At 71.0% G+C, this 24,911-nt stretch carries 28 protein-coding genes, 3 tRNA genes and 1 pseudogene; 14 read left to right on the top strand and 18 right to left on the bottom strand.

Features of this window, described 5'->3' with window-relative positions:
• Positions 1-124: 124 nt before the first annotated feature.
• Positions 125-1,015 (top strand): SDR family oxidoreductase, encoded by an 891-nt coding sequence (locus RT323_RS04805; RefSeq protein ID WP_313405475.1) that lies wholly within the window; start codon positions 125-127, stop codon positions 1,013-1,015.
• 2 nt (positions 1,016-1,017) lie between these two features.
• Here RT323_RS04805 and RT323_RS04800 read toward each other — a convergent pair whose 3' ends face one another.
• The gene (locus RT323_RS04800; RefSeq protein ID WP_313405473.1) at positions 1,018-1,668 is read right to left on the bottom strand and encodes an ACT domain-containing protein; all 651 of its coding nucleotides are present in this window, start codon (positions 1,666-1,668) and stop codon (positions 1,018-1,020) included.
• A 92-nt stretch (positions 1,669-1,760) separates the two neighbouring features.
• On the opposite strand from RT323_RS04800, the gene RT323_RS04795 reads away from it, so the two are divergent.
• On the top strand, positions 1,761-2,480 hold the full coding sequence (locus RT323_RS04795) for a DapH/DapD/GlmU-related protein (protein WP_313405471.1): 720 nt from the start codon (positions 1,761-1,763) through the stop codon (positions 2,478-2,480).
• A gap of 17 nt (positions 2,481-2,497) precedes the next feature.
• Positions 2,498-3,331: a Ku protein gene (locus RT323_RS04790; RefSeq protein ID WP_313405469.1), complete on the top strand. Its 834-nt coding sequence runs from the start codon at positions 2,498-2,500 to the stop codon at positions 3,329-3,331.
• 3 nt (positions 3,332-3,334) lie between these two features.
• On the opposite strand, the gene RT323_RS04785 is transcribed toward RT323_RS04790, so the two are convergent.
• Positions 3,335-4,045 (bottom strand): GAF and ANTAR domain-containing protein, encoded by a 711-nt coding sequence (locus RT323_RS04785; protein ID WP_313405467.1) that lies wholly within the window; start codon positions 4,043-4,045, stop codon positions 3,335-3,337.
• 54 nt (positions 4,046-4,099) lie between these two features.
• On the opposite strand from RT323_RS04785, the gene RT323_RS04780 reads away from it, so the two are divergent.
• Both RT323_RS04780 and RT323_RS04775 read left to right on the top strand, forming a co-directional pair.
• On the top strand, positions 4,100-6,490 hold the full coding sequence (locus tag RT323_RS04780) for an ATP-dependent DNA ligase (RefSeq protein WP_313405465.1): 2,391 nt from the start codon (positions 4,100-4,102) through the stop codon (positions 6,488-6,490).
• A gap of 61 nt (positions 6,491-6,551) precedes the next feature.
• Positions 6,552-7,001: a hypothetical protein gene (locus RT323_RS04775; protein WP_313405463.1), complete on the top strand. Its 450-nt coding sequence runs from the start codon at positions 6,552-6,554 to the stop codon at positions 6,999-7,001.
• A 56-nt stretch (positions 7,002-7,057) separates the two neighbouring features.
• On the opposite strand, the gene RT323_RS04770 is transcribed toward RT323_RS04775, so the two are convergent.
• Positions 7,058-7,231, bottom strand: coding sequence for a CsbD family protein (locus tag RT323_RS04770; protein WP_313405461.1), 174 nt, complete (start codon positions 7,229-7,231; stop codon positions 7,058-7,060).
• A 120-nt stretch (positions 7,232-7,351) separates the two neighbouring features.
• Positions 7,352-7,427: transfer RNA gene (locus RT323_RS04765), tRNA-Arg, on the bottom strand.
• Between the two features lie 99 nt (positions 7,428-7,526).
• Here RT323_RS04765 and RT323_RS04760 point away from each other — a divergent pair.
• A complete protein-coding gene (locus RT323_RS04760; protein ID WP_313405459.1) occupies positions 7,527-8,174 on the top strand; it encodes a TetR/AcrR family transcriptional regulator in 648 nt (215 codons plus the stop codon).
• Between the two features lie 44 nt (positions 8,175-8,218).
• A tRNA-Ser gene (locus RT323_RS04755) sits at positions 8,219-8,308 on the top strand.
• A gap of 125 nt (positions 8,309-8,433) precedes the next feature.
• Here the strand turns inward: RT323_RS04755 and RT323_RS04750 are convergent.
• The 4 genes from RT323_RS04750 to RT323_RS04735 form a co-directional block, all read right to left on the bottom strand.
• Positions 8,434-8,850, bottom strand: a complete 417-nt coding sequence (locus RT323_RS04750; RefSeq protein ID WP_313405457.1) for a hypothetical protein — start codon at positions 8,848-8,850, stop codon at positions 8,434-8,436.
• 1 nt (position 8,851) lies between these two features.
• Positions 8,852-8,940: transfer RNA gene (locus RT323_RS04745), tRNA-Ser, on the bottom strand.
• Between the two features lie 57 nt (positions 8,941-8,997).
• Positions 8,998-10,050: a hypothetical protein gene (locus tag RT323_RS04740; protein WP_313405455.1), complete on the bottom strand. Its 1,053-nt coding sequence runs from the start codon at positions 10,048-10,050 to the stop codon at positions 8,998-9,000.
• Positions 10,047-10,820: a carbon-nitrogen hydrolase family protein gene (locus RT323_RS04735; RefSeq protein ID WP_313405453.1), complete on the bottom strand. Its 774-nt coding sequence runs from the start codon at positions 10,818-10,820 to the stop codon at positions 10,047-10,049. Before RT323_RS04735 ends, RT323_RS04740 begins: the two co-directional genes overlap by 4 nt.
• Positions 10,821-10,854: 34 nt before the next feature.
• On the opposite strand from RT323_RS04735, the gene RT323_RS04730 reads away from it, so the two are divergent.
• Genes RT323_RS04730 through RT323_RS04720 form a run of 3 tightly spaced genes read left to right on the top strand, consistent with a single transcriptional unit; the run spans position 10,855 to position 12,936 of the window.
• Entirely contained in the window at positions 10,855-11,829 is a 975-nt protein-coding gene (locus tag RT323_RS04730) for an NAD(P)H-quinone oxidoreductase (protein ID WP_313405451.1), read from the top strand.
• A gap of 43 nt (positions 11,830-11,872) precedes the next feature.
• Complete coding sequence (locus RT323_RS04725) at positions 11,873-12,373, top strand: bacterial proteasome activator family protein (RefSeq protein ID WP_313405449.1); 501 nt, start codon at positions 11,873-11,875, stop codon at positions 12,371-12,373.
• Between the two features lie 29 nt (positions 12,374-12,402).
• Positions 12,403-12,936 (top strand): WhiB family transcriptional regulator, encoded by a 534-nt coding sequence (locus RT323_RS04720; RefSeq protein WP_313405447.1) that lies wholly within the window; start codon positions 12,403-12,405, stop codon positions 12,934-12,936.
• A 6-nt stretch (positions 12,937-12,942) separates the two neighbouring features.
• Here the strand turns inward: RT323_RS04720 and RT323_RS04715 are convergent, their stop codons facing one another.
• The 6 genes from RT323_RS04715 to RT323_RS04690 form a co-directional block, all read right to left on the bottom strand.
• Positions 12,943-14,448 (bottom strand): cation acetate symporter, encoded by a 1,506-nt coding sequence (locus tag RT323_RS04715; protein ID WP_313405445.1) that lies wholly within the window; start codon positions 14,446-14,448, stop codon positions 12,943-12,945.
• On the bottom strand, positions 14,445-14,837 hold the full coding sequence (locus tag RT323_RS04710; protein ID WP_313405443.1) for a hypothetical protein: 393 nt from the start codon (positions 14,835-14,837) through the stop codon (positions 14,445-14,447). Before RT323_RS04710 ends, RT323_RS04715 begins: the two co-directional genes overlap by 4 nt.
• Positions 14,834-15,571 carry a LytTR family DNA-binding domain-containing protein gene (locus tag RT323_RS04705; protein ID WP_313405441.1) on the bottom strand — a complete coding sequence of 246 codons (738 nt, stop codon included), beginning with the start codon at positions 15,569-15,571 and terminating at the stop codon, positions 14,834-14,836. The genes RT323_RS04710 and RT323_RS04705 overlap by 4 nt, the downstream gene beginning before the upstream one ends.
• 88 nt (positions 15,572-15,659) lie before the next feature.
• A complete protein-coding gene (locus RT323_RS04700; protein ID WP_313405439.1) occupies positions 15,660-16,265 on the bottom strand; it encodes an energy-coupling factor transporter transmembrane protein EcfT in 606 nt (201 codons plus the stop codon).
• Positions 16,262-16,924: an ABC transporter ATP-binding protein gene (locus RT323_RS04695; RefSeq protein ID WP_313405438.1), complete on the bottom strand. Its 663-nt coding sequence runs from the start codon at positions 16,922-16,924 to the stop codon at positions 16,262-16,264. The genes RT323_RS04700 and RT323_RS04695 overlap by 4 nt, the downstream gene beginning before the upstream one ends.
• Positions 16,921-17,514, bottom strand: a complete 594-nt coding sequence (locus RT323_RS04690) for a biotin transporter BioY (protein ID WP_313405436.1) — start codon at positions 17,512-17,514, stop codon at positions 16,921-16,923. Before RT323_RS04690 ends, RT323_RS04695 begins: the two co-directional genes overlap by 4 nt.
• A gap of 62 nt (positions 17,515-17,576) precedes the next feature.
• Between RT323_RS04690 and RT323_RS04685 the strand changes: the two genes are divergently transcribed.
• Both RT323_RS04685 and RT323_RS04680 read left to right on the top strand, forming a co-directional pair.
• Complete coding sequence (locus RT323_RS04685; protein WP_313405435.1) at positions 17,577-18,059, top strand: TetR family transcriptional regulator; 483 nt, start codon at positions 17,577-17,579, stop codon at positions 18,057-18,059.
• 87 nt (positions 18,060-18,146) lie between these two features.
• Complete coding sequence (locus RT323_RS04680) at positions 18,147-19,373, top strand: hypothetical protein (protein ID WP_313405434.1); 1,227 nt, start codon at positions 18,147-18,149, stop codon at positions 19,371-19,373.
• Positions 19,374-19,392: 19 nt separating this feature from the next.
• On the opposite strand, the gene RT323_RS04675 is transcribed toward RT323_RS04680, so the two are convergent.
• From RT323_RS04675 to RT323_RS04665, 3 genes are read right to left on the bottom strand one after another with little or no spacing between them, the layout of a single operon-like run.
• Entirely contained in the window at positions 19,393-20,865 is a 1,473-nt protein-coding gene (locus RT323_RS04675) for a GuaB1 family IMP dehydrogenase-related protein (protein ID WP_313405432.1), read from the bottom strand.
• Positions 20,866-20,884: 19 nt separating this feature from the next.
• Entirely contained in the window at positions 20,885-22,015 is a 1,131-nt protein-coding gene (locus RT323_RS04670) for a histidine kinase (RefSeq protein ID WP_313405430.1), read from the bottom strand.
• Between the two features lie 7 nt (positions 22,016-22,022).
• On the bottom strand, positions 22,023-22,703 hold the full coding sequence (locus tag RT323_RS04665) for a class I SAM-dependent methyltransferase (protein ID WP_313405428.1): 681 nt from the start codon (positions 22,701-22,703) through the stop codon (positions 22,023-22,025).
• Between the two features lie 62 nt (positions 22,704-22,765).
• Between RT323_RS04665 and RT323_RS04660 the strand changes: the two genes are divergently transcribed.
• Entirely contained in the window at positions 22,766-23,482 is a 717-nt protein-coding gene (locus RT323_RS04660; RefSeq protein ID WP_313405426.1) for an oxidoreductase, read from the top strand.
• A 221-nt stretch (positions 23,483-23,703) separates the two neighbouring features.
• Here the strand turns inward: RT323_RS04660 and RT323_RS04655 are convergent, their stop codons facing one another.
• Complete coding sequence (locus tag RT323_RS04655; RefSeq protein WP_313405424.1) at positions 23,704-24,519, bottom strand: HAD family hydrolase; 816 nt, start codon at positions 24,517-24,519, stop codon at positions 23,704-23,706.
• Between the two features lie 131 nt (positions 24,520-24,650).
• On the opposite strand from RT323_RS04655, the pseudogene RT323_RS04650 reads away from it, so the two are divergent.
• Positions 24,651-24,911, top strand: a pseudogene (locus RT323_RS04650) (hypothetical protein); the annotation flags it as partial.

The following is a 24,911-nucleotide window of genomic DNA, read 5'->3' as shown; positions in this document are numbered from 1 at the left end:
AGGATAGCCAACCGTCTCGGGGATCGGGACGTGGCCCACAGTATGTGGACAGTCGAGTGAGGGGCGAGAGAAAAATCGACATCGACCATGGCGCATGTCAGATACCGACGGTATCTTGACGGCCATGTCCTCTCTCTCGGCACGCCAGTTCAGCGGCAAGGTCGCGCTCATCACCGGAGCCGCACGCGGCATCGGTGCCCACGTGGCCCGCGCCTACGTCGCCCACGGCGGTCGGGTGGCCCTGGTCGGCCTCGAGCCCGAGCTGCTCACCGCGCTCAGCGACGAGCTCGGCGAGGCGGCCGCCTGGTGGCAGGCGGACGTGCGCGACAGCGAGGCGGTGAAGACGGCCGTCGATGCCGCCGCCGTCCACTTCGGTCGCCTCGACCACGTGGTGGCGAACGCGGGCATCGCGTCCTACGGCACGGTCCGCCAGATCGACGACGCGGCGTTCGAGCGGGTCGTCGACGTCAACCTCAACGGGGTCTTCCGCACGGCCAAGCACGCCGTTCCCCACCTCGAGCGCACGAAGGGCCACCTCCTGGTCGTCTCGTCGCTCGCGGCGTTCTCGAACATCGCCGGGCTGAGCGCCTACGCGGCGAGCAAGGCGGGCGCCGAGGCGCTCGGGATCTCGCTCAAGCAGGAGGTCGCGCACCTGGGCGTCAGCGTCGGCATCTGCCATCCCTCGTGGATCGACACCGACATCGTCCGCAACGCGGAGGCCGACCTGCCGACGTTCAAGGCGATCCGCCAGAAGCTGCCGTACCCGGCGAACACCACGACGGACGTCGAGACCTGTGCCGCGGCCATTCTCGTGGGCCTGGCGAAGCGCAAGAGCCGGGTCTACGTGCCCAAGGGCGTGCTGCTGGCGAACTGGACGAAGGCGTTCGTGAACTCGCCGGCCACGTGGCCCTACGTGCGACGGCTGTCCCGCTCGTCCGTGCCGTCGCTGGAGTCGGAGGTCGAGGCGCTCGGCCGCTTCCACCACGCGCACACGCCGATCACCGAGAAGCCCTGAGATCAGTCGCCCTCGGTCTGCACCGAGGCCGCGAGCGACACCATGTGACCCAGCCGCGCGATCTCGGACGGCAGGAACTCGGGGCCTCCATGGCGCCCGACCACGACGAGGAAGCCCAGGCCGTTGCGCGTCTCGCCAGGGGCGCCGGCCAGCACCGTGGAGTCCCACGCCGGCAGCTCGGGAAGGCTTCCGGCCGCGCCGGTCGACAGCCAGTCGTCGCACTCGGGCACCAGGCGCGGCGCGGTGGGGGAGCCGAACAACAGCGCCGCTCCGTCCTCACCCGGTCCGATCGCCATCGCCCAGTCCGTGCGGAACGTGGCCGGGATGACCTCGACCAGCCGCTCGATCGCGAGGTCCGGCTCGTCGGTGAACGCCTCGACCGCCTCGAGGTCCATGCTGAGGTTGGCGCCGGCCGTGTAGCGGCTGATCCAGTGGACGTGCACGCCCTCCAGACGGTGGCACGCGGTGATCAGCGCGTCGGGCATGACCGTCGGGGGCAGCTCGAGGAGCACGTCGTCGACCGCGAAGCCGTCCGACCGGTGCTCGACGATCTCGATCGCCTCGATGTCCGCCCCGGCCTCACCGAGGGCGGTCGCGAGTGCGCCGAGGGAGCCCGGGACGTCCGGGAGCTCCACGCGCAGCAGGAACGCCATGGCCCTCATTGTTCCGCGTCCGGGTTGCGAGGGTGTTACGCGGGCCACACCGTGACACGCCGCACGCCCCGTGGGCCTCTAGGCTGGCGTCCGTGGAGCACGCACGCGGGACCGAGGGACTACGGCTCGTCGGGACGTCCGAGCTCGTCGCCGAGCCGCCGATCCGGATGCTGGGTGACCTCGTCGTCCGAGGCGGCCGCACCCAGGTCGGCGCCTTCACGAGCCTCGCCCACGGCATGGAGTCCCAGTCCGCCACCATCGGCCGCTACTGCGAGTTCGCGCCCGATGTCCTCGTCGGCGCCACGGGGCACCCGCTGACGTGGCTCGGGGTCAACTCCTTCCAGTACAAGCACGCCACCTGGGGCTGGCACCCGTCGGCGGACCGGTCCGAGGTGATCGACCCCGAGGCCGGGGGCCGGGCGTCGTTCCGCGGTGAGCCGTCGGTGATCGGCAACGACGTCTGGATCGGCGCGAAGGTCGTGGTCCTGCGCGGTGTCACGATCGGCGACGGAGCCGTCGTGGCGGCCGGCGCGGTGGTCACCGAGGACGTCGCGCCCTACTCGATCGTCGGCGGGATCCCGGCCCGCCCGATCCGCGACCGGGTCGATCCGCAGACCCGCGAGCGACTGCTGGAGCTGGCGTGGTGGCGCTTCTCGCCCAACCAGCTGGCCGGGGTGGCGTTCGACGACCTTCCCCGGGCGATCGAGCAGGTCGAGGAGCGACTTCCCGGTCTCGAGCCGTACGAGCCGGGCTTCGAGCCGATCCGGCCGCCCGCCCCCGAGCGCGACAAGCGCTCGCGCTGGCGACGTTGAAGGCCGATACTGGCCAGATGCGAGCCATCTGGAAGGGAGCGATCAGCTTCGGGCTGGTCAACGTGCCGGTCAAGCTCTACTCCGCCACCCAGAGTCACGACGTGTCCCTGCACCAGGTCCACGACGAGGACGGCGGGCGCATCCGGTACGAGCGACGCTGCGAGATCTGCAAGGAGATCGTCGCCTACAAGAACATCGACAAGGCGTACGACTCCGGCGAGAAGACCATCGTGCTGACGGACGAGGACCTCGCATCGCTGCCCGCCGAGCGCAGCCACGAGATCGACGTCGTCGAGTTCGTGCCCGCCGACCAGATCGACGTCCTCCGGCTGGGATCGCCGTACTTCCTCGAGCCCGAGGAGAAGGCGCTCAAGCCCTACACGCTGCTGCGCCAGGCGCTCGAGGACACCGAACGGACGGCGATCGTCACGTTCGCGCTGCGCAACCGCACCCGCCTGGGTGCCCTGCGGGTGCGCGACGACGTCCTCGTGCTGCAGGTCCTGCTCTGGGACGACGAGGTCCGCGCCGCCGACTTCCCGGTCCTGGAGAAGAAGACCAAGGTCACCGAGAAGGAGCTGGCGATGGCCGGCCAGCTGATCGAGTCGCTGGCCGGCGACTTCGACGCCGCCGCCTTCACCGACGACTACCAGGAGCAGCTGCGCACCCTCATCGAGGCGAAGGAGAAGGCCGGTGAGGGCATCGACACCGAGTCGACGTTCGCCGAGAAGGAGGACGAGGGCGGCGAGGTCGTCGACCTCATGGAGGCCCTGCGGCGCAGCGTCGAGGCTCGCAAGGGCGAGTCCTCGGACAAGCCCAGGAAGAAGGCCGCGAAGAAGAAGTCCTCGGCCTGACCGTCAGACGGTCTGGACGCCGCCGATGTCCCCGGGGAACTCGTGGACCGAGCGGTGGCGGTTCTCCACGACCCACGTCGCGACCGTGTGCAGCTTCTGGTTGTGGTTCTGCGAGTAGCGGCGCAGCACCTCGAACGAGCGGTCGGGATCGATGTCGAACCGCTCCATCAGGATGCCCTGCGCCTGACCGATCACCTTGCGGGCGTCGATCGCGACGAGCAGGCCCTGCTCCTGGTGGGCGTTGGCGAGTGCGATGGACGCGTGCCGGGCGAAGATCTGCGCCGTCGCGAGGTCGTTGCCATCGAAGGCGCCCGGAGCGTCGGAGTAGAGGTTGAGGGATCCGTAGCGACGCTCACGCGTCTCGAGCAGCACGCTCATGGCGCTGTGGATGCCCAGCTCCGCCACTGCCGGACCCCACTTCACCCACCGCGCGTCGGTCTCGACATCGGGGACCAGGAAGCTGGCGCCGGTCTCGAGGGCGTCGAGGCACGGGCCCTCGTCCAGCTCGTACTGCAGGTCGTGCGACCGGATGACCCGGTCGGACGACGAAGCGGCGGTCTCGACCCGGGCCCGACTGTGGACGAGCATGATGCCCGCCTCGTCGCTGCCAGCCGCGATCTGTGCGTACTGGGTGATCAACTCGACGGTCTTCTCGGTCGTGGGCTGCTCATGCAGGGCAAGAGCGGCCTCCGAGAAGAAGTCCGGCACGTCCACGAGCGCTCCTTCAGAATGTGAGGTACACACGATACGTCGAGGGAGGTCCAGTCCATGCCATCGCGGTCGACGCAGACGGTTTCGGTGGATGGTCGACTCCTGCGCCTGACCAACAGCGACAAGGTCATCTACCCCGCCTCGGGCACCACCAAGGCGGAGGTCATCGCGTACTACGCCCAGGTCGCCCCGTGGCTGTTGCCGCACCTGGCCGGCCGGCCGGTCACCAGGAAGCGCTGGGTCGACGGCACGGGGCCCGGTGCCCAGGTCTTCTTCGAGAAGAACCTGCCGGACTCCGCGCCGGACTGGATCCGCCGGGTGGCGATCAAGCACCGGTCCCGCACGAACACCTATCCGATCTTCGAGTCCGTGGCGGACCTGGCGTGGGCGGGACAGGTGGCCGCGCTCGAGCTGCACGTTCCGCAGTGGCAGGTCGATGCGACGGGCGTCGCGCAGAACCCGGACCGGCTCGTGATCGACCTCGACCCGGGACCGGGGACGGGGCTGCCCGAGTGCGTCCAGGTCGCCCACGCCGCACGCGAGCTGCTCGCCGACATCGGCCTGGAGTGCATCCCCGTCACGAGCGGCAGCAAGGGGATCCACCTGTTCGCGCACCTGCAGGGGGAGCACGACTCCGACTACGTGAACGCGTTCGCCAAGCAGGTGGCGCAGGCGCTCGAGGCGACGATGCCCGAGCTGGTCGTCAGCGACATGTCCAAGGCCAAGCGGCAGGGCCGGGTCCTGGTGGACTGGAGCCAGAACAACGGCAACAAGACGACGATCTCGCCGTACTCGCTGCGGGGCCGCGAGGAGCCGACGGTCGCCGTGCCGCGCGACTGGGACGAGATGGACGAGAACCTGCGACACCTGACGATCGACGAGGTGCCCCCGCGCCTGGCCGAGCGGGGCGACCCGATGGCGGCTCTCGCGGCGCCGGTCTCGGACCGGCTCACGACCTACCGGTCGATGCGCAACTCCTCCAGGACGCCCGAGCCCGTGCCCGACTCGGTCGTCGCCGGCCGGACGGGCGACCCCATCTTCGTCATCCAGGAGCACCACGCGCGGCGGCTGCACTGGGACTTCAGGCTGGAGCGCGACGGGGTGCTGGTGTCGTGGGCGCTGCCGAAGGGGGTGCCCGAGTCCTCGTCGGGCAACCACCTCGCGGTGCAGACCGAGGACCACCCGATGGAGTACGCGACCTTCGCCGGGACGATCCCGAAGGGCGAGTACGGCGCGGGCGACGTCACGATCTGGGACCACGGCCACTACGACCTCGAGAAGTGGAACGACCACGAGGTGATCGCGACACTGCACGGCACCGAGCCCGGGGGCCTGGGTGGATCGCGACGCCTGGCGTTGATCAAGACGGGCGAGAACTGGCTGATCCACCAGATGAAGGACCAGGCGCCGGGCGCCTGGACCGAGTCCGGCCGGCCGGCGCGCACGTCGTCCACGAAGGCCACGACGGCCACGAAGGCCGGCGCACGCGCCGGGTTCGTGCCGCCCATGCTGGCGGTGCTGGGCGGCACCCGCGACGCGTCGGGGGACGACTGGGCGTACGAGCTGAAGTGGGACGGAATCCGTTGCGTCGCGGTGGTCCGCGACGAGACGGTCCGGCTGTTCTCGCGGAACCACAACGACGTCACCGTCAGCTATCCCGAGCTGGCCGAGGAGCTGGCCGGGCTCGGCGCGGACGTCGTCCTCGACGGCGAGATCGTCGCGCTGGACGAACGCGGCGTGCCCAGCTTCGGGCGGCTGCAGCAGCGGATGGGAGTGACCAAGCCGGCCGACGTCGAGCGCCTGCGTGCGAGGGTGCCGGTGCGGTTCATGGTGTTCGACCTGCTGGAACGCGACGGTGAGTCGCTGCGCGATCTCACGTACGACGAGCGCCGCGAGGCGCTGGAGGAGGCCGGGCTCGAGGGTGACCTGGTCCAGGTCCCACCCGCCCACGGCGGGTCGCTCGAGGACGCCGTCGCGCTGAGCAGGCAGCACAAGCTGGAGGGCGTCGTCGCCAAGCGTCGTGCCTCGACGTACGACCCGGGGGGACGGTCGACGGACTGGCTCAAGATCAAGAACCAGAGCGCGCAGGAGATCGTGATCGGCGGCTGGCGTCCCAGCAGCAGCGGCAGTGGGATCGGGTCGCTGCTCGTGGGTGTGCCGGTCGAGGGCGGCCTGCGCTACCTGGGCCGCGTCGGGACGGGCTACAGCGACGCGGAGCGACGGAAGCTGCGGTCCCTGCTCGACCCGCTCGAGCGCAAGACGTCGCCGTTCGTCGACGAGGTCGAGAAGGCCGCGTCGCGCGACGCGACGTGGGTGACGCCGAAGCTGGTCGGTGAGGTCGTGCACGGAGACTGGTCGCCCGCCGGCCTGCTGCGCCATGCCAGCTGGCGGGGGCTGCGCCCCGACAAGGACCCCTCCGAGGTGGTCATCGAGGCGGCGGCCGACTAGCGAGGGCCGCCGTCGTGCGCAACGATGGGGGTCCGACCACACCTGTGCGAAGGGAGCCATCGTGGGCAAGGGCAAGAAGAGCGTGAAGAGTCACGTCGACACCGTCGTCGATCAGTTGCCGGACAAGTCAGAGCTGCTCGATCTCAAGGAGCAGCTGGTTGACCGGCTTCCGGACAGGAACGAGTGGATGGCGTTGCGCGACGAGCTCCTGCAGCGACTGCCCGACAAGTCCGAGCTGCTCGACCTGCGTGACGGCCTCGTCGAGAAGCTGCCGGACCCGGTGGTCGACAAGCTGCCGGTCGAGAAGAAGAAGCGTTTCGCGGGCGTCAAGAAGGTCGCCCTCGTGGGCCTCGTGACCGCGGGCATCGCGGGCGTCGTGGCGTTCGTCAAGGCCAAGATGGCCGACGAGCCGACCTACACGGCCTCGACCTACACCGCGCCTGCGGCGCCGACGAGCACGGTGAACCCGCCGCCGCCGACCAGCACCACCACGCCGCCTCCGGCGGTGTGAGACCACGACGAGGGCCCCGGGGATTTCTCCCCGGGGCCCTCGTCGTTGGTACGTGTTCAGTGCTTGAAGGCGTCCTTGACCTTCTCGCCGGCCTGCTTGACGTCGGACTTGGCCTGATCGCCCTTGCCCTCGGCTTCCAGCTGCTCGTCGTCGGTCGCCTTGCCGGTGGCTTCCTTCGCCTTGCCCTTCAGGTCGTCAGCGGAGTTGCCCAGCTTGTCGTCGAGTCCCATTGACTCTCCCCTTCCGGTCGACTGGTGTTACTCCATGCCAACACGGAACGGCACGCTCCGCATCCGGGGCCCCGAGGGAACGAGAAACCCCCGGCGACCTGGTGGTCGACCGGGGGTGTCTGGCGCGCCCGTAGGGATTCGAACCCCAAACCTTCTGATCCGTAGTCAGATGCTCTATCCGTTGAGCTACGGGCGCACGCCCTTGCGGGCCTCAACGATCCTACCCCGACCCCTCGCCGGGAGTGAAATCGGGTAACGGGTGAGTTCGGACACCACATCGAATAGGTTGGAATGGATGTCCGATCCGACTCGTCCACCCATGCGCCGCGACGCCCTGGCGAACCGCGAGCGCATCATCGACACGGCCGAGACCTACTTCCGCGAGAACGGCCTCGACGCGCCGCTGCAAGGACTCGCCGCCGCGGCGAACGTGGGCGCCGGCACCCTCTACCGCAACTTCGCCTCGCACGCGGACGTCATCCGGGCGCTCTACGACCGCTACGTCAACTACTTCGACGAGCTGGCCGTCCGGGCACTCGGTCTGCCGACGGGCTGGGCCGGCATCGAGCTGGTGCTGGACGAGTGCATGGCGTACCTCGTCCACAAGGCCATCGTCGCCGAGGTCATGCGCCGGCAGGCGAACAACGATCCGGACTACCGCCCCAGCGCACGCTGGATCGGCCCGATCGACGAGATCGTGGCGCGCGCGATCGCGGAGGGCAGCGCCCGTCCCGATCTCGTCGCGGCCGACCTCAGCGCTGCGGCGATCATGCTGGGCGGCGTGCAGCCGTTCGCTCCGGTGCATCACGAATGGATCTCGCAACGCATGCTGGCGCTGTGCCTCGACGGGATGAGGGCCCACCCGCACCAGGCGACGAACCTGCCGGAGGTGCCCGAGGGATTCGACGGAACGACCGACTCGATCATCAAGCGCGAGCCCTGATTCGTCGGGAGCAGGTCGGTGTAGGTATCCTGATCCGGTTGTCTGGAGATGTCGCATAGTGGCCTAGTGCGCCCGCCTGCTAAGCGGGTTGAGGTTCAAACCTCTCGAGGGTTCAAATCCCTCCATCTCCGCCACCCAAGGTGGGAGCAGGTGAGCCTGCTCCCACCTTGTGCGTCTGCTGGTGTCTCGAGCAGGACCACGGCGGAGCTCGCTCCGCTCGGCTGGTGACGTGTGCAGTCCGTCGGGTTGGTCCCGCCGCTCACTGCCATTCGGACGGATCGAAGCGCCGGTACCCGTTCGCGGTGTTCAGCCGGTCGTAGACGTCGCGGATGAGGTCTGCGCGCTGGCGGTGGTCGACGAGCTGGAGCGGGATGGCCGTGATCGCGCCCGCCCCGTCGGTGAAGCGCAACAGTCCCTCGTCGACCGCGACGGCCTCGACGCCCTTCCACGTGCCAGCGCCCTGACGCCCCCGTGCGCGGTACCCGGCCGGGTCGAGGGTCAGCACCGTCGGGGGTCGCAGGTTGACCACGCCGGCGAGCAGCAGGGCGACGACGGGCACGACCGCCCACAGGAGGCCACCGGTCAGGAAGGCGAGCAGCACGCCCACGGCGGCCACGATGAAACACACGCCGGCGAACACCATCAGGTGCGCCCGGTCGAGTCGGTAACGAGTCACGCAGAGGGGGCGGGATTCGAACCCGCGGCTGACATCACTGCCAGCGACCGCTTTCAAGGCGGTTCCGATCGGCCACTCCGGCACCCCTCCAGGTCCGCCGCCGAAGCGCCGGAGCCTGGGTCGATTCTCGCATCCGAGGCGGCTACGTCACTTCAGGGGCGCGGTGCGGGCCGGCTCGGATCGCACCGACTGCTGGACGGCGCGGGCCGCACGCCCTCCGTGCGGGGTCAGGAACAGGAACCGGATCACGAGCCCGATGACCAGGCCGATGATCGCGCTGTAGGCCGTGGAGAGAGCGAAGTACGACGGATAGGCCCGCGGGTCGATGAGCGACACGGCCACGATCACGGTGCCGACGACGGCGAAGACGCACACCCACCAGCCCTCGCGGTAGCGGGCCCGCATCGACGTGCCGACGACCAGCGCCGGGAAGCCGATGAGGAACTCGTACGGGCGGGGCACGCCGCCGACGTTCTGGCGCAGCCACACGATCGTGTCGTCGAGCAGGCTCTGCAGGGCGGGGGACCCGGCAGCCCGCACGAAGCTGCCGTAGAAGAACAGGCCGACGGCGATGACGGCGATGACGACCAGCAGCTTGAGCTGGCCGCGGCCCAGCCCGTGCAGGCCGGAGCCGAGGCGCCACACGATCGACAGGACGAGCGTCACCGAGACCGCCATGACCAGGAGCGTGAACGCCCGCACGTCCACGGACGCGTTCCAGGCCGCCACGCCGGCAGCGCCGCTGAGGGCGAGCGCGAGCATCACGAAGTACTCGCGCAGCACCCCGGGCAGCGAGCGGGCGGGAAGGGTGAACATCACGGCGGACACCGCGGCCAGCACGGCGGTCGCGCCGGCCGCGGCGGCCAGCAGTCCGTTCACGCCGCTCACGAGGGCGCTGAGCGCGAGCAGGCCCGCCAAGGCAACCCAGATGCGCATGTACCCGCCGACGCGATGGGTCAGGATGAGCGAGAACGTCACGAGCAGCACCGCGGCGGACGGGCGCCACAGCCAGGACGGCGCCCCGACGTCGGTGATGGCGGTGACCGATCCGGCCGTGCTCAGCAGCCACAGCAGGAAGGTGCCCAGGACGAGCAGGCGCGCCCATCGCGCGGAGGCCAGTCGCGGCTCACGGGTCGCGACCTCGTACGGAGTCGGGACCGACGTGTCGAGGCGTCGGCGTCCGGGCTGCGTGGTCGTCACGGCTGAGGAATCCTCCGGTTGGTCAGCGAGGGATTGACCTCGCGGGAGCGCCGCACGGCATCGAGCTCGAGAACCGCGGTGACCAGCTCGTTCCCCCCGGCGGCTTCCTCCACGATAGTTCCCCACGGATCGGCGACCAAGGAATGGCCGCTGTAGCGGTCGCCACCCTGGCCCGCGGCGGCGGCCCACACGGTGTTCTCGAGTGCTCGTGCCGCCAGCAGCGTGCGCCAGTGATGGACCTTGTGCTCGCCCGCGACCCACGCCGCCGGGACGACGAAGGCATCCGCGCCGCGGTCGACCAGGAGCCTGCCCAGCTCGGGGAAGCGCAGGTCGTAGCAGGTCATCAGCCCGACGGTCAGGTCCCCGACGGGCACGACGACGGGTGCGATGTCGCCTGCGCGCAGGCGGTCGGACTCGCGGTAGCCGAAGGAGTCGTAGAGGTGGATCTTGCGGTACGTGGCGGCCAGGTCCCCGTCGGGCCCGGCGACGACGAGGGTGTTGAACGGCAGCTCGTCGGTCCGCTCGAACATGCCGGCCACGACCGTCGCGCCGAGGCGACGGGCCTCGGTCGTCACCAGGTCGACGAAGGGGCCGTCGAGTGGCTCCGCGACCGCGGCGAGGTCGTGCTCGGGGTCGCCGAAGTCGTGCATCGTGGCCTCCGGCAGCACGACGAGGTCCGCGCCGTCGACCTCCCGGAGTCGCTCCTGCACGAGGGAGCGGTTCGTCGCCGAGTCCAGGGTCGCCGCGAGCTGCACGAGGGTCACACGCATACCCACCAGTGTGCCGGTGACTACGGTGGGACACATGCGAGCCGTGATCGTCGAAGAGCCCGGAGGCCCCGAGCGCCTCGCCATCGGGGACGTCCCCGCGCCCGAGGCGGGACCCGGCGAGGTCGTGGTGCAGGTCGCCGCAGCCGGGGTGAACCGCGCCGACCTGTTGCAACGGCAGGGGCACTACCCACCGCCGCCCGGCACCACCGACGTCATCGGCCTCGAGTGCTCAGGCGTCGTCGCGGAGGTCGGCGAGGGCGTCACGGGCGTCTCGGTCGGCGACGAGGTCTGCGCCCTGCTGAGCGGCGGAGGCTACGCCGAGCGCGTCGTCGTCCCGGCGGGACAGGTCGTCCCGGTCCCGGCCGGAATCGACCTGATCGCCGCCGGTGCCGTGCCCGAGACCTACGCGACCGTGTGGTCCAACGTGTTCATGCTGGCCGGGCTCCAGCCGGGTGAGACCCTGCTCGTGCACGGCGGTGCCAGTGGCATCGGCACCACGGCGATCCAGTTGGCCAAGGCGTTCGGCGCCACCGTGATCACCACGGTCGGCAGCGCCGAGAAGGCCGAGGTCGTCCGCGAGCTGGGTGCCGACGTCGTCGTGAACTACCGCGAGGACGACTTCGTGCAGGCGTGCGAGCAGGCCGGGGGAGCGGACGTCGTCCTGGACATCATCGGCGGCAGGTACCTCGCCCAGAACGTCGCGTCGCTGGCGCGGGGCGGGCGCATCGTCGTGATCGGGATGCAGGGCGGCCTCAAGGGCGAGCTCAACCTGGGCGCGCTGCTGGGGAAGCAGGGCACGATCTCCGCGACCTCGCTGCGGTTCCGCCCGCCCGAAGAGAAGGCCGAGATCATGGCGCGGCTCGTCGAGCACGTGTGGCCGCTGATCGAGGCCGGCACGGTCGGACCGATCGTGCACCGCACGGTGCCGTTCGAGCAGGTCGCCGACGCCCACCGGGTCCTCGAGGAGTCCTCCCACGTGGGCAAGGTCGTCCTCGAGATGGGCGCCTGACGCCGGTCTGCCGCATGTGGCCGCGCGGCCTAGGGTGGTGGCCATGACCGACGACCGGATCATCGACCCCGACGGACATCCCGTGGCTCCGCCGCAGGAATCCTCCCCGACGCCGCTGACCGAGCTGGTCGAGCAGCCAGCCAAGGTCATGCGCATCGGCGGCATGATCCGCCAGCTGCTCGAGGAGGTGAAGTCGGCACCCCTCGACGAGGCCAGCCGATCGCGCCTGCGCGAGATCCACGTCCAGTCCATCGACGAGCTCAAGGACGGTCTCGCGCCCGAGCTGATCGCCGAGCTCGAGCGGCTCAGCCTGCCGTTCGACGCCGAGGCGCCCAGCGAAGCCGAGCTTCGCGTCGCCCAGGCCCAGCTCGTCGGCTGGCTCGAGGGGCTCTTCCACGGCATCCAGGCCGCGCTCTACGCCCAGCAGGTCCAGGCCCAGAGCCAGCTCCAGAACATGCGCCTCGCCCTGCCCGGCGGGCAGGGTGACGAAGGCAACGCGGCAGATCAGTCCGCACCTGCCGAAACCGGGGGCATGTACCTCTAGGCTGGGGCCATAGGAAAGAGGAGATGGCAATGAAGCCGACACTCCCCCCGTGTGCCATGGCACCGGAGATGTACCAGGACGAGATCCTGTTGTCCCCGCCTTCGCGGCGCGATGTCACCGCCGACGAGTGGCGCGACTACCTCACCAAGCGAGCGAGCGCCCATCGCCGGTGCGCCGGTTGCGACGTGTTCGACGCGTGCCTCTACCGGGCCGTCGTCGACGTCGACGTGACGGGCTTCCTGGCCTGCACGAGCGAGGCCGAGCGACGCCGCCTGCGGCGCGATCTCGGCATCGAGGTGCAGGTCGACTCGAGCCCGTACGGCACGGCCCGGGTCGGTGGCGGCCCCGTCGACCATGCCGAGGTGCTCGGCGCGCGCAAGGCGCACCCGGACGACACGTGCCGCCAATTGGCCGAGCGTCTCGGCTGCTCGACCTCCACGGTCAAGCGTCACCTGCGCCAGGAGCGCGAGGGACGGGGTGCGGTCGTGGCGACGATCGACAAGCCGACGATGGGTCAGGTCCTCGACGCGTTCGACCGGCTCGACACCTCGCGTCGCGTCTGACCCGGTTCAGAACCGTCGGTCCACCTGCACCCGCTCCGGCGTGTGCAGGCGGACCATCGTGCGGGTGACGTTGGCCGGCACCCGTGCCCGCGTCAGCAGCGATCCGCCGATCATCAGCCCGAAGCCGACCGGCACCGACCAGACGGCGGGCTGACCCATGAAGGTGCCCCACCAGCCGTCGACGTCGAGGGCGAGCGTGACGATCGGTGCGGTGGCCGCACACACGCCGCCGCCCACCAGCCCGGCGATCGCCCCCACGGCCGTCAGGCCTCGCCACCAGATCCCCAGGATCAGCAGGGGGCAGAACGTCGACGCGGCGAGCGTGAAGGCGAAGACGACCGAGTTCGCGACGGGGATCGCCTCGGCGGCGAACGCGAGCCCCAGCGGGACCGCGACGCACGCGGCGGCGGCGATCCGCAGGGCCGCGATCGACGAGAGCCGTCCCCGCCACGGGCCGTGGTCGCTGAGTCCCTGGCCCACGACTCCGGCGAGCGCCATCGTGACGCCCGACGAGGTCGACAGGAACGCGGCGAACGCCCCCGCGGTGATGAGGGCGGTCAGCAGCTCGCCACCCGCGCCGCCGATGAGTCTGCTCGGCAGCTCCAGCACCACGGTGTCCGCGCGACCCGAGCCGACCAGGTCCGACGCGTAGACGCGGCCCAGCACGCCGTAGAACGTCGGCAGCAGGTAGAACGCCGAGATGAGCACCAGCACGATCAGCGTCGTTCGCCGGGCCGCGTGGCCGTCGGGGTTGGTGTAGAAGCGCACGACGACGTGCGGCAGGCCCATCGTGCCCAGGAACGTCGCGACGATCACGGCGTACGTGGAGTAGATCGACTCGGGGGTCGCGGCCCCCAGGGGCGCCCACCAGTCGTCGCTGGCCTGCGCCGCCGGCCGGCCGTCGCGCGACCAGGCGAGCAACAGGAACATCAGCGGGACCAGCAGCGCCGTCAGCTTGAGCCAGTACTGGAACGCCTGGACGAACGTGATCGATCGCATGCCGCCCAGCACGACGTTGAGCGTCACGATCGCGGCGACGAGCACGGTGCCCACCCAGCGCGGTGCGTCCAGCACCGTCTGCAGGGTCAGCCCGGCGCCCTGGAACTGCGGCAGCAGGTAGAGCCAGCCGACACCGACCACGAGCAGCGTGCAGACCCGCCGCACCGCCAGCGACTGCAGGCGGACCTGGGCGAAGTCGGGGATCGTGTACGCACCCGAGCGGCGCAGTGGCGCGGCGACGAACACCAGCAGCAGCAGGTACCCGGCCGTCCAGCCGATCGGGTACCAAAGCATGTCCGCGCCATACGTGAGGACGAGTCCCGCGACCCCGAGGAAGGAGGCGGCCGAGAGGTACTCGCCGCTGATGGCGGAGCCGTTCAGCGCCGGGGAGACCGACCTCGAGGCGACGTAGAAGTCGCTGGTCGTGCGACTGAAGCGCAGGCCGAAGACGCCGATCCCAAGTGTGGTGATCGCGACCAGGGCGACGGCGACGATGCCCCAGGTCGGGTTCACGTCCCGGGCTCGCTCGGCTCGACCAGCTCGGTGAACAGGCGTTCGGCGCGCTCCGCGTGGCGCACGTAGAGCCAGCCGACGAGGATGACGGCGCCGTAGACGCCGAAGCCCAGGACGAGCCACGGCACCGGGATCCCGAACACCTCGACGTCGTTGAGCCCCGGCACCCACCAGAACAGCAGGGGCAGGCTCACGATCGTCAGCAGGAGCGTGATCGTGACCGTCAGGGCCGCCCGCAGCTGCGAGCGGATGAGGGACTGCATGTAGACCTCGCCGACACCCGTCGCCTCGTCGATCTCCTGGCCGACCGTGCTGCGCACGTGCGCGGGGGCCGACGACAGGGGACTGGTGATGCGGACCCGTTCAGCAGGTCCGCCCTCGTCGCTCACGGGGTGTGCTCGCCGATCAGCTCGCGCAGGGCGCGTGTGTGACGACGGGCGACCTGCAGCTCGCTCGTGCGGCCGCCCACGGCGGGGACGACCACGCTGGCACGGCCCGAGGACATGCGGACCTCGAGGATGTGGGCACGGTTCACGACGAGGCTGCGGTGGATGCGCAGGAACCCGGCGGACGCCCACTCCTCCGCGAGCGATCCCAGCGGCGTGCGGATCAGGTGGCTGGACCCGTCGAGCGTGTGCAACCGCACGTAGTCGCCCTGGGCCTCGGCGTGCGTGACCTGCGAGCGTGAGACGAACCGGGTGACCCCGGCCAGCTCGACGGCGATCGTGTCGTCGGGGTCGCCCGCGCCGGTGACCGCGTCGGCCACGGCGCGGCGGACGCTCTCGCGCAGCCGCTCCTCGCGGATCGGCTTGAGCAGGTAGTCGACGGCATTGAGGTCGAACGCCTCCACTGCGTGTGCGTCGTGGGCCGTGACGAAGATGATCTGCGGCGGCGACTTGAACTTGTCCAGGAGCCGCGCGATGTCGATGCCCGTCAGGCCCGGCATGGCGATGTCGAGGAAGAGCAGGTCGATGTCTCCGACGTCCAACCGGCGCAGCGCCTCGGTGCCCGAGCGCGCCGTGTCGATCGTGCCGATCCGGTCGTCGCGACCGAGCAGCCACACCAATTCGTCCAGCACCGGTTGCTCGTCGTCGACCACCAGCGTCCGCAGGGCCCGCGCCATGCCTGTGAGCCTAGGCATTGCGAGCTGAGTTGCACGTTCTGACCGCTCGTCGCGGCGTGTCGCGGGTCGGACGTGCAACTCAGCGGTTTCAGTCGGTGATGCCACGGGCGTGCAGTGCGTCGCCCGTGTCACGGGCACGGGCGACGACCCGCAGGACCAGCGGCGTGGTGCGGGCGCGGATGCTGCGCTCCAGGCCGCGGGCGCGGGCGGCGTCGCGGGTCTCGGACGCCAGCTCCAGCGTGCCGGGCAGGGCGCGCAGGGTCAGCGAGAACACCAGTCCGACGCGCTCGGGGTCGACGCCGAAGCGCCGGAACGGCCCGAGCGCCCTCACGATCGTGTCCAGCAGGTCGTTGACGGCGGTCGTGGCCGTCAGGACGGTCGCCGCCAGGATCAGCGCCGTCAGGTCGCCGACCACCTCGACGGCGCGCGGCCAGCCGTTCTGCCAGGCGTTGAAGCCCAGCAGCAGGGCCGCCACGACCGCGAAGCGCCGCAACGCGCCCACGATCGAACCGAGCGAGAGGCCGGCCACGGCCGCCAGCGCCAGGGTGAACGCGACGAACCCGACGGCCGTCCACGGACCGTGGACCGCGAGGACGAGGATGCTCAGGACGAGCAGTCCCACCAGTTTCGGCCCGGGTGTCAGCCGGTGCAGCAGGGACGAGCCGGGCTGGTGAAGCCCCAGGGGCGTGCTCACGAGACCAGGGCCCGGTAGTGGGCGACCGCCGACTCGGCCGGGCCGTCGAAGGCGACCTCGCCCCGGTGCACGACCAGCGCACGGTCGCACCGTGACGCCAGGTCGAGGTCGTGCGTGACCAGGACCAGCTGCTGCTGCAGGCCCAGCAGCACGTCGCCCACGTGGCGGGTGTTCGCCAGGTCGAGCAGGGTCGTGGGCTCGTCCGCGACGACGACCTGCGGGTCGGTGGCCAGCACGGTCGCGATCGCGAGCAGCTGCCGCTGCCCACCCGACAGTGCGTGGACGCTGCGGTCGGCGAGGTCGGCCAGTCCGAAGCGCTCGAGGACGGCCAGGGCGGCGGCCTCGCGCTCGGTCTTGTTCCTGTGGCGCTTGCGCAGGGACAGCGCCACGTCCTCGGCCACGGTCGGCATGACGAGCTGCGCCGACGGATCGGTGAACACGAACCCGACGAGGCGGCGCACCTCGCGACCCTCGCGACGGGTGTCGAGTCCGTCGACCGTCACGTGTCCGCTCGTGGGCTCGACCAGGCCGTTGAGCAGGCGCGCCAGCGTGGACTTGCCCGAGCCGTTCGAGCCGATCACGGCGATGCTGCGCTCATCGAGCCGCAGCGATGTCGGCTGCAGGCGTCCCTCGACGGCTGCCTCGACGAGCTCGATCACTTACGGCGGGCGGGCAGCAGGTCGGGGAAGGCGCGGTGCACCGCGGTGGCGACGGTGGCCATCGCGAGGTTCTTGATGACGTCGCCGGGCCAGAAGACGACGTCGATGCCGGCGGCGTCGCGCAGGTCCGTGGGGATGCGCCAGGCCATGCCGAGGATGCCGAAGGTGTGGATGAAGACGGCGCTGGAGAACAGTCCGGCGGCGAAGATCAGCGGGACGCTCGTGGCCACCTTGGCCCGGGGCAGGCGCTCGACGAGGAAACCGCACAGGGCGGCCGCGAACGGGAACCCGATGAGGTAGCCCATCGTCGGACCGGCGAAGACGCCCAGGCCGGCGGCGCCACCGGAGAACACCGGGAGGCCCGCGGCCCCGACGGCGAGGTACAGCAGCACGGCCAGGAAGCCGCGCTTGGCACCCAGGACAGCGCCGGACAGCAGTACCGCGAAGGTCTGCAGCGTGATCGGCACGATCCCGGCGCCGACGTGGATCGCCGGGAGCAGTGCGCACGCCGAGATGAGCGCGGCGAATGCGGCGACCAGGGCGAGGTCGGTGGAGGTGAGGCGGCGGCTGGCCGTGGCGGTGGTGGTCATTGAACTCTCTCCTGAACGGTGTTCACCTGAACGGCGTTCAGGCTAGCCGATAGGGTGACCGCATGGCCAACTCCCTCCATGATGTCGTCTCCGGCGCACTGCGAGTGCTCGACGAGTTCGGCCTCGAGTTCTGCTCGATGCGACGCGTCGCGGGCGAGCTGAACGTCCAGCCCAGCGCGCTGTACCACCACGTCCCCGACAAGCAGACGCTCCTGGCGCTCATGGCCGATCGCATCGTGCGCGACGTCGAGGTCGGGACGGATCCGGCGCAGGCTGCCCACGCACTGCGCGAGGCCGTGTTGTCCGTGCGCGACGGCGCTGACGTGGTGGCCACGGCCTCGGCCTTCCGGCTGGGCGACTCGCGCATCGAGACGGAGCTGGCCGAGCTGACCTCGCCCGACCTTGCGCGCACCCTGCTGCTCTACGTCTTCGGCCACACCCAGGCGACGCAGATGCACCGCCAGGCCGCCCAGGTCGGCATCCTCGCGGAGGATCCCGACCTCGACGCGTCGTTCGCTCGGGGGCTGGCACTGATCCTGCGCTGAAGCGGGCTCGGGGCACGCGCGCGTTGGCCGGGGCACTCCTCGCTGTACGCTATTGGGAATGACATTCATTTCGAGTAGGGAGCGATGATGACGCGGTGGCGTGAGATGCGGGTGGCGGCGGCAATCCTGGTGGCGGGATCCGTCCTGAGTGCCTGTGGTGACGGCGGTGACGGCACGGAGTCGGGCGGGTCCGAGAGTGCGAGCGAGCAGCCGAGCCGCGAGGTCAGCGGGCCGCGGCTCGTGGTGACCACCGACGACGGGGTGCTGGTCCTCGAGCGCGACACGCTGGAGCCGGTCGGCGACGCCCTGCCCGCGACCGGCTTCACCCGGGTGAACGCCGCCGGGGACGGGCGCCACGTGTTCGTGTCCACCGAGGACGGGTTCCAGCTGCTCGACACGGGCGTCGAGGCCGAGGCACATGGGGACCACGCCCACTACCGGGTCAAGGCCGATCCGGACTACGGCGACACCTTCGAGGCCGCCGAGCCCGGCCACGTGACGATCAGTGACGGCCGGACCGTCCTGTTCGGTGACGGCGACGGATCGATCCAGGTGCTCGACTCCGAGGACCCGACCGAGGTCATCGCCACCTCCGAGGTGCCCGACCCGCACCACGGCGTGGCCGTCCACCTCGCGGGCGACCTGCTGCTCACCGAGGGCACGGCTGACAGCCGCTCGACGGTGGTCGTGCGGGACGGGATCGACGGGGACGAGAAGGCACGACTGGACGACTGCCCCGGCGTCCACGGCGAGGCCACCGCTGCTGACGGCCGGGCCGTCGTGGGCTGCGAGGACGGGGTCGTCGTCGCCGACCACGGAGAGCTCACCAAGGTCGACAGCCCCGATGCCTACGGCCGGATCGGCAACCAGGCGGGCAGCCCTGCGTCGACGGTCGTGCTGGGCGACTACAAGGTCGATCCCGACGCCGAGCTGGAGCGCCCCGAGCGCATCAGCCTGATCGACACCGAGAGCCGCGAGCTGCGCCTCGTGGACCTCGGCACGAGCTACACGTTCCGCTCGCTGGGTCGCGGCCCGTCGGGTGAGGCACTGGTCCTGGGCACCGACGGCGCCCTGCGCGTCATCGATCCCGAGTCCGGCAAGGTCACCGACCGGATCGTCGTCATCGACGCGTGGAAGGAGCCCCTCGACTGGCAGAAGCCCCGCCCCACCCTCGAGGTGGACGGGGACACCGCCTGGGTGACCGAGCCGGCCACCCAGGCGGTGCACGAGGTCGACCTGGCGGCGGGCCGGGTCGCGCAGAGCGTGCAGCTGCCCGGCGTCCCCAACGAGATCGTCTCTGCCGGGGCGCACTGAGCGGGCGCCCCTTGTGCGCCTACCAGGAGGCGTGCAGGGGGCGACCCTCGTCGTAGCCGGCGCTGGACTGCAGCCCCACCGTGGCGCGGTCGGCGAACTCGGCGAGCGACCGAGCTCCCGCGTAGGTGAACGACGACCGCACGCCAGCGGTGATCTGGTCGATCAGGTCCTCGACGCCCGGGCGCTCGGGATCGAGGAACATGCGCGAGGTCGAGATGCCCTCCTCGAACAGGGCCATGCGAGCGCGCTCGAAGCCGGCCGCGTCACGGGTCCGGTTGGCCACGGCGCGCGAGGACGCCATGCCGAAGGACTCCTTGTAGGCACGGCCGTCGGCCCCCTGCATGAGGTCGCCCGGGCTCTCGTGGGTGCCGGCGAACCACGAGCCGATCATGACGCTGCCGGCACCGGCCGCCAGGGCGAGCGCGACGTCACGGGGCCAGCGGACCCCGCCGTCCGCCCACACGTGCGCGCCCAGCTCGCGCGCGGCCTGCGCGCACTCCAGGACGGCCGAGAACTGTGGGCGGCCCACGCCGGTCATCATCCGGGTCGTGCACATCGCGCCGGGGCCGACGCCGACCTTGGCGATGTCCGCGCCGGCCTCGACGAGGTCGCGCACGCCCTCGGCCGAGACGACGTTGCCCGCGGCGATCGGCAGACGACGGCCGGTCGCGGCCTCGTGCGCGTCACGCACCTCGCGCACGATCGGCAGCGCGTCGAACATCTTCGCCTGGTGGCCGTGGGCGGTGTCGACGACGAGCACGTCGACGCCGATCCCGATGACGGCCTCGGCCTTGCCGCGCACGTCGCCGTTGATGCCGATCGCGGCACCCACGACGAGGCTCCCCTGCGGGTCGACGGCAGGACTGTAGATCGTCGAGCGCAGCGCGCCCTTGCGCGTGAGCACGCCGGCCAGCGCGCCGCCGTCGACCACGGGGGCGAACGGCACGTGCTGGTCGGACAGCTGGTTGAACAGCTCGCGCGGGTCACCACCGGCCGGAAGCACGAACGGGTCGGTCAGCATGACCTCGCGCACCTGGGCGAACCGGTCGATCTCGGCGCCCTGCTGGGGCGTGAAGACGCCGACGACCTTCATCTCGGGACCATCGAGGGACTCGACGACGACCGCGCCGCCGTGCGAGCGCTTCGGGACGAGGCTCAGCGCCTCGCCGACCGTCATGTTCGGGGTCAGCACGACCGGCGTGTCGTACACGGTGTGCGCGGCCTTGACCCGGTGCACGGTGTCGGCCAGGACGTCGACGGGGATGTCCTGCGGCAGGATCGCGATGCCGCCGCGACGCGCGACCGTCTCGGCCATGCGCCGGCCTGAGATCGCCGTCATGTTCGAGACGACGAGGGGCAGCGTGGCGCCGGTGCCGTCACTGGTGCTCAGGTCGACGTCGAACCGCGACGCGACGTCCGAGCGGCCGGGCACCATGAAGACGTCGTTGTACGTCAGGTCGTGGCTGGGCTGAAGATCGTTGAGAAACCTCACCGGGCAAGTCTACGGACCCTCAGTCCACCGTGGTCGGCGTGAACTTCGGGATCCGCAGCGTCACCTTCGTGCCCAGGCCGGGAGCCGTCTCCACCACCAGCCCGTGATCGTTGCCGTAGACCGTCCGCAGGCGCTCGTCGACGTTCGCCAGGCCCACCGACGGCGAGCTGGTGCGGCCGGCCAGGGCGGCTCGCACCGTCTCGGGGTCCGAGCCGACGCCGTCGTCCTCGATCGAGATGAGGCACTCGGCCCCCGCGTCCTCGGCGATCACGGTCAGGGTGCCGGGGCCGGGCTTGCGCTCGAGGCCGTGCCGCACCGCGTTCTCGACCAGCGGCTGCACCGTCAGGAACGGCACGGTGAGGCTCAGCACCTCGGGCGCGATCCGGGTGATGACCTTGAGCCGGTCGCCGAAGCGCGCCTTCTCCAGCACCAGGTAGCGCTCGATCGACCGCAGCTCCTCGGCCAGCGTCGTGTAGTCGCCGTGCTGGCGGAACGAGTACCTCGTGAAGTCGGCGAACTCGAGCAGCAGCTCGCGCGCCCGCTCGGGGTCGGTGCGCACGAAGGACGCGATCGCGCCGAGGGAGTTGTAGATGAAGTGGGGCGAGATCTGGGCCCGCAGGGCGCGCAGCTCGGCCTCCATCAGGGCGGTGCGCGAGGCCGACAGCTCGGCCAGCTCGAGCTGGCTCGACACCCATCCCGCGACCTCGGTGGCGGTGCGCGCCATGCCGGCGGAGGCGCTGTCGTCGACCACGACGATGCTGCCCACGACCCGTCCTTCCACCGACAGCGGCGCCACGATCACGCGGTTCGAGGCCTGGGTCCGCCCATGTTCGAGTGCCACGGCCAGGAGCTCGGCCGTCTGGTCGGTCTGGTCGGGACCGGCCCAGCCGAGGGGTCCGTGGGTGTCGGTGATCGCCACGTTGCGTGCGCCGATCAGCTGGCGCAGGTGCGGCAGGGCCCGGCTCACGCTCTCGGAGTCCAGGCCTGCGCGCAGCGCGGGCGCGGCCAGGGCGGCGGTGTGCAACGTCTCGTACGTGGCACGGTCCTCGGCCGATCCGAGGCTGCGGCGACGGCTCAGCAGCGCCCACCGCGTCAGGATCGCGAGCCCGACCAGCACGGCGCCGACGCCGAGCGCGATGACCACTTCCATGGTCCCGTCAGTCCAGCGACAGGAGGATGGCGTCCGGCGGATCCGGCTCGGAGGCCAGCGCCGACTTGTCGACGACCGCGCGGACGCAGCGGGTCTCGTGGCGCAGGCGCAGCTTGGCGGCTCCGGTGGCGTACTCGCGCCACAGGTCGTGCACGGCGCCCAGCGCCGACTCGGGCACGGAGGCGCGGCGGGTCTGCTCGGCGAAGCGGACCAGGTGCGGCAGGTCCAGCTCCTCCCACGCGTTGAACGTCTCGACGTCGGGCGGCCCGAACAGGCCGGACGCCGAGAACGTGTCGACGGCCGGCTCGGGGGCGTCGCGGTCGCCGGTGATGGCGCGCAGCCGTCGCATCCACGGGATGGAGTCGTCGTACCGGCGGCTCATGCTCGACAGGAGCCCACCGGGCACGAGGACGCGTGCGTACTCGGCCAGCGCGGCGGGCGACTCCTCGAAGAACGGAGTGATGACGACGTCGAAGGTGCCCGAGCGCAGCGGCAGACGGTCCCCGCTGGAGCGGATGTAGGTCAGGTCGGGGTTGCGGACCTGGTCGACGTCGTCGCCCAGCACCGTGACGTCGTGACCCTGCTCGGCCAGCTCGTAGGCGAGACCGCCGTCGCCCAGGTGCAGCACGGTGGACAGACGATCACCGACCATCCACTTCGCTGCGCGCGCTGCAGGGATGACGTCCACGTTCCCGAGGCTACCTCCGGGCGACGCCCGGGGCGGAGTGCATCGCTGGGTACGCTGCCTGCGTGTCAGATCCCTTCATCGCCGCCGCCTCCCTCGAGGGTGTCCCGTCGGCCTTCCGGGCCGCGCGCGACGGGATCGACGCCGTCCTGCGCGACCGTGGACTGCGCCGCAGCACTCCCGACGACACCGCACGCTCGCTGCTGATCGGCGCGTGGGCGACCGCGACCCTGGAGGGCAGCGAGGTCAGCCTCGACGAGCTGGGCTCCGGTGGTGGCGACGCGACCGCTCGGGCCGCCGTGCGGCTGTCGACCGAGCTGCTCGGCCTGCTGCCGACCTGGCAGCGGTCGCCCGTGCAGGCCCTCGCGCGCATCCACGCGCTCGCGGCCGCGGGATCTGTGCCGGACACCGACCTGGGCAGGCCGGTCAACCCCGAGGGCACGGCGCGACTGACGCAGCTGGCCAAGATGGTCGGCGGTCCCACCGAGGCACCGGCCCTCGTCGTCGCCGCGCTGGTCCACGCCGAGATCGTGGCCGCCGGCGCCTTCGTCTCGCACAATGCGGTCGTCGCACGAGCGGCCGAGCGCCTGGTCCTGGTGGCGCGCGGCGTCGATCCCGCCTCGGTGACCGTGCCCGAGGCCGGCCATGTCGCGGCGGCCCCGGACTACTTCGAGGCGTTGGGTGCCTACTCGACGCACGAGACCGGCGTGCACCGCTGGCTGCTCTACGCCGCCGAGGCGTTCACGCGCGCGGCCGAGGCCTCGCCTCTCGCCTCGTCCTGAGCACAGGACGACGGCGTCGGGGCAGGCCCGACGCCGTCGCTGAAGCCCGGATTCCCGGCTACCAAGCGTGCTGTGCCAAACACCGCCGCGGGGTCGCTGTCTCGATGAATCGTGCGGATGTCCCGGGACGATTGCCCTGTAGGAAGGGAGGTCGCCGCGTGGGTACCGGAATGCGGGCTGCTCTGGAGTTCTGCCCCCAGCGTGCCTCACTGTGAGTCAGATCACAACCCCGCGGTGGGCCGGCGCCGGACGGCGGCGCCGATGCCCACGGCGACGAGCGACGCGGACGCCGCGAGCGCGCCCAGGGCCATCGCCTTGCCCGTCGTGGTCTCGGGCACGAGGCGCGGACGCAGGGACGTGGGCCGTTCGAAGGTCAGGATCGGCCATCCCGCCTCGGTCGCCCGCCGGCGCAGTCCCTTGTCGGGGTTGACCGCGAACGGGTGCCCGACCGCCTCGAGCATCGGGACGTCGGTCTCGGAGTCGGAGTAGCCGAAGCTGCGGGACAGGTCGTACCCCTCGCGCTCGGCCAGCTCGACCATCGCGGTGACCTTGTTGGGTCCATAGGAGTAGTGCAGGATGTGGCCGGAGTAGCGACCGTCGACCTCTTCGAGCTGCGTCGCGATCGCGTGGGTCGCGCCCAGCATCTCGGCGATCGGCTCGACCATCTCGGCGCCCGAGGCCGAGACGATGACGATGTCGTGACCGGCCTCGCGGTGCTCCTCGATGAGGCTCAGCGCCTCGGCGTACACGAGCGGCTCGATGACGTCGTGCAGGGCCTCGCTGACGATCTGGCGCACCGTGACGACGTCCCAGCCGGTGACGAGCGCGCTGATCTCGGCGCGCATCTTCTCGAGCATCTCGTGCGACGCGCCGCCCGCGCTGAAGACGAGCTGGGCGTAGGCGCTGCGCAGGACCGAGCGCCGGTTGAGCAGCCCCTCGGCGAAGAGGGACTTGCTGAACGCGAGCGTGCTCGACTTGGCGATGATCGTCTTGTCGAGGTCGAAGAAGGCGGCGGGCCGTCCCGCGGGGGTCGCCATGCCCCCAGCCTAGGCGGTCGCACCGACCGGCCGTGGCAATCCGTCCACAGGGCGAGTGTGATGTTCTCGCGTGTCCACAGGCCTCCCGCGGCCCCTGCCCACGGGTCGGCCGCGCCGACAGGCTGGTGCGCATGGATGATCGCGCCCCTTCCGACCTGCCCCTCGTTGTCACGACCGACCCGGCGTTCGCCGAGAGCGCGAGGCGGTGGTGCGCCGCTGCCGGGCGCGAGGCCGAGACGGCCGAGGACGTCGAGCGGGTACGTCGCGCGTGGCGCTCGGCGCCCGTGGTGCTGGTGGACGGTCGGCGGGTGGACGCGCTGCTGGGCGTCGACCTGCCACGGCGCGACGACGTCGTGGTGGTCGCCGCGGATCCCGGGCGGACGTGGCGATCG

This window comes from Aeromicrobium sp., from assembly GCF_032084975.1.
GTDB lineage: Bacteria > Actinomycetota > Actinomycetes > Propionibacteriales > Nocardioidaceae > Aeromicrobium.
This window is presented reverse-complemented; position numbering and strand designations above follow the sequence as displayed.

Excerpts from the sequence above, each read along its gene's own strand:
- RT323_RS04770 (WP_313405461.1), bottom strand. The coding sequence starts at position 7,231 with ATGGGACTCGACGACAAGCTGGGCAACTCCGCTGACGACCTGAAGGGC.
- RT323_RS04655 (WP_313405424.1), bottom strand. The coding sequence starts at position 24,519 with ATGGCGACCCCCGCGGGACGGCCCGCCGCCTTCTTCGACCTCGACAAG.
- RT323_RS04805 (WP_313405475.1), top strand. The coding sequence starts at position 125 with ATGTCCTCTCTCTCGGCACGCCAGTTCAGCGGCAAGGTCGCGCTCATC.
- RT323_RS04685 (WP_313405435.1), top strand. The coding sequence starts at position 17,577 with ATGGCCAACTCCCTCCATGATGTCGTCTCCGGCGCACTGCGAGTGCTC.
- RT323_RS04725 (WP_313405449.1), top strand. The coding sequence starts at position 11,873 with ATGACCGACGACCGGATCATCGACCCCGACGGACATCCCGTGGCTCCG.
- RT323_RS04690 (WP_313405436.1), bottom strand. The coding sequence starts at position 17,514 with ATGACCACCACCGCCACGGCCAGCCGCCGCCTCACCTCCACCGACCTC.
- RT323_RS04760 (WP_313405459.1), top strand. The coding sequence starts at position 7,527 with ATGTCCGATCCGACTCGTCCACCCATGCGCCGCGACGCCCTGGCGAAC.
- RT323_RS04735 (WP_313405453.1), bottom strand. The coding sequence starts at position 10,820 with ATGCGTGTGACCCTCGTGCAGCTCGCGGCGACCCTGGACTCGGCGACG.
- RT323_RS04720 (WP_313405447.1), top strand. The coding sequence starts at position 12,403 with ATGAAGCCGACACTCCCCCCGTGTGCCATGGCACCGGAGATGTACCAG.
- RT323_RS04680 (WP_313405434.1), top strand. The coding sequence starts at position 18,147 with ATGACGCGGTGGCGTGAGATGCGGGTGGCGGCGGCAATCCTGGTGGCG.
- RT323_RS04730 (WP_313405451.1), top strand. The coding sequence starts at position 10,855 with ATGCGAGCCGTGATCGTCGAAGAGCCCGGAGGCCCCGAGCGCCTCGCC.
- RT323_RS04705 (WP_313405441.1), bottom strand. The coding sequence starts at position 15,571 with ATGGCGCGGGCCCTGCGGACGCTGGTGGTCGACGACGAGCAACCGGTG.
- RT323_RS04670 (WP_313405430.1), bottom strand. The coding sequence starts at position 22,015 with ATGGAAGTGGTCATCGCGCTCGGCGTCGGCGCCGTGCTGGTCGGGCTC.
- RT323_RS04780 (WP_313405465.1), top strand. The coding sequence starts at position 4,100 with ATGCCATCGCGGTCGACGCAGACGGTTTCGGTGGATGGTCGACTCCTG.
- RT323_RS04800 (WP_313405473.1), bottom strand. The coding sequence starts at position 1,668 with ATGGCGTTCCTGCTGCGCGTGGAGCTCCCGGACGTCCCGGGCTCCCTC.
- RT323_RS04790 (WP_313405469.1), top strand. The coding sequence starts at position 2,498 with ATGCGAGCCATCTGGAAGGGAGCGATCAGCTTCGGGCTGGTCAACGTG.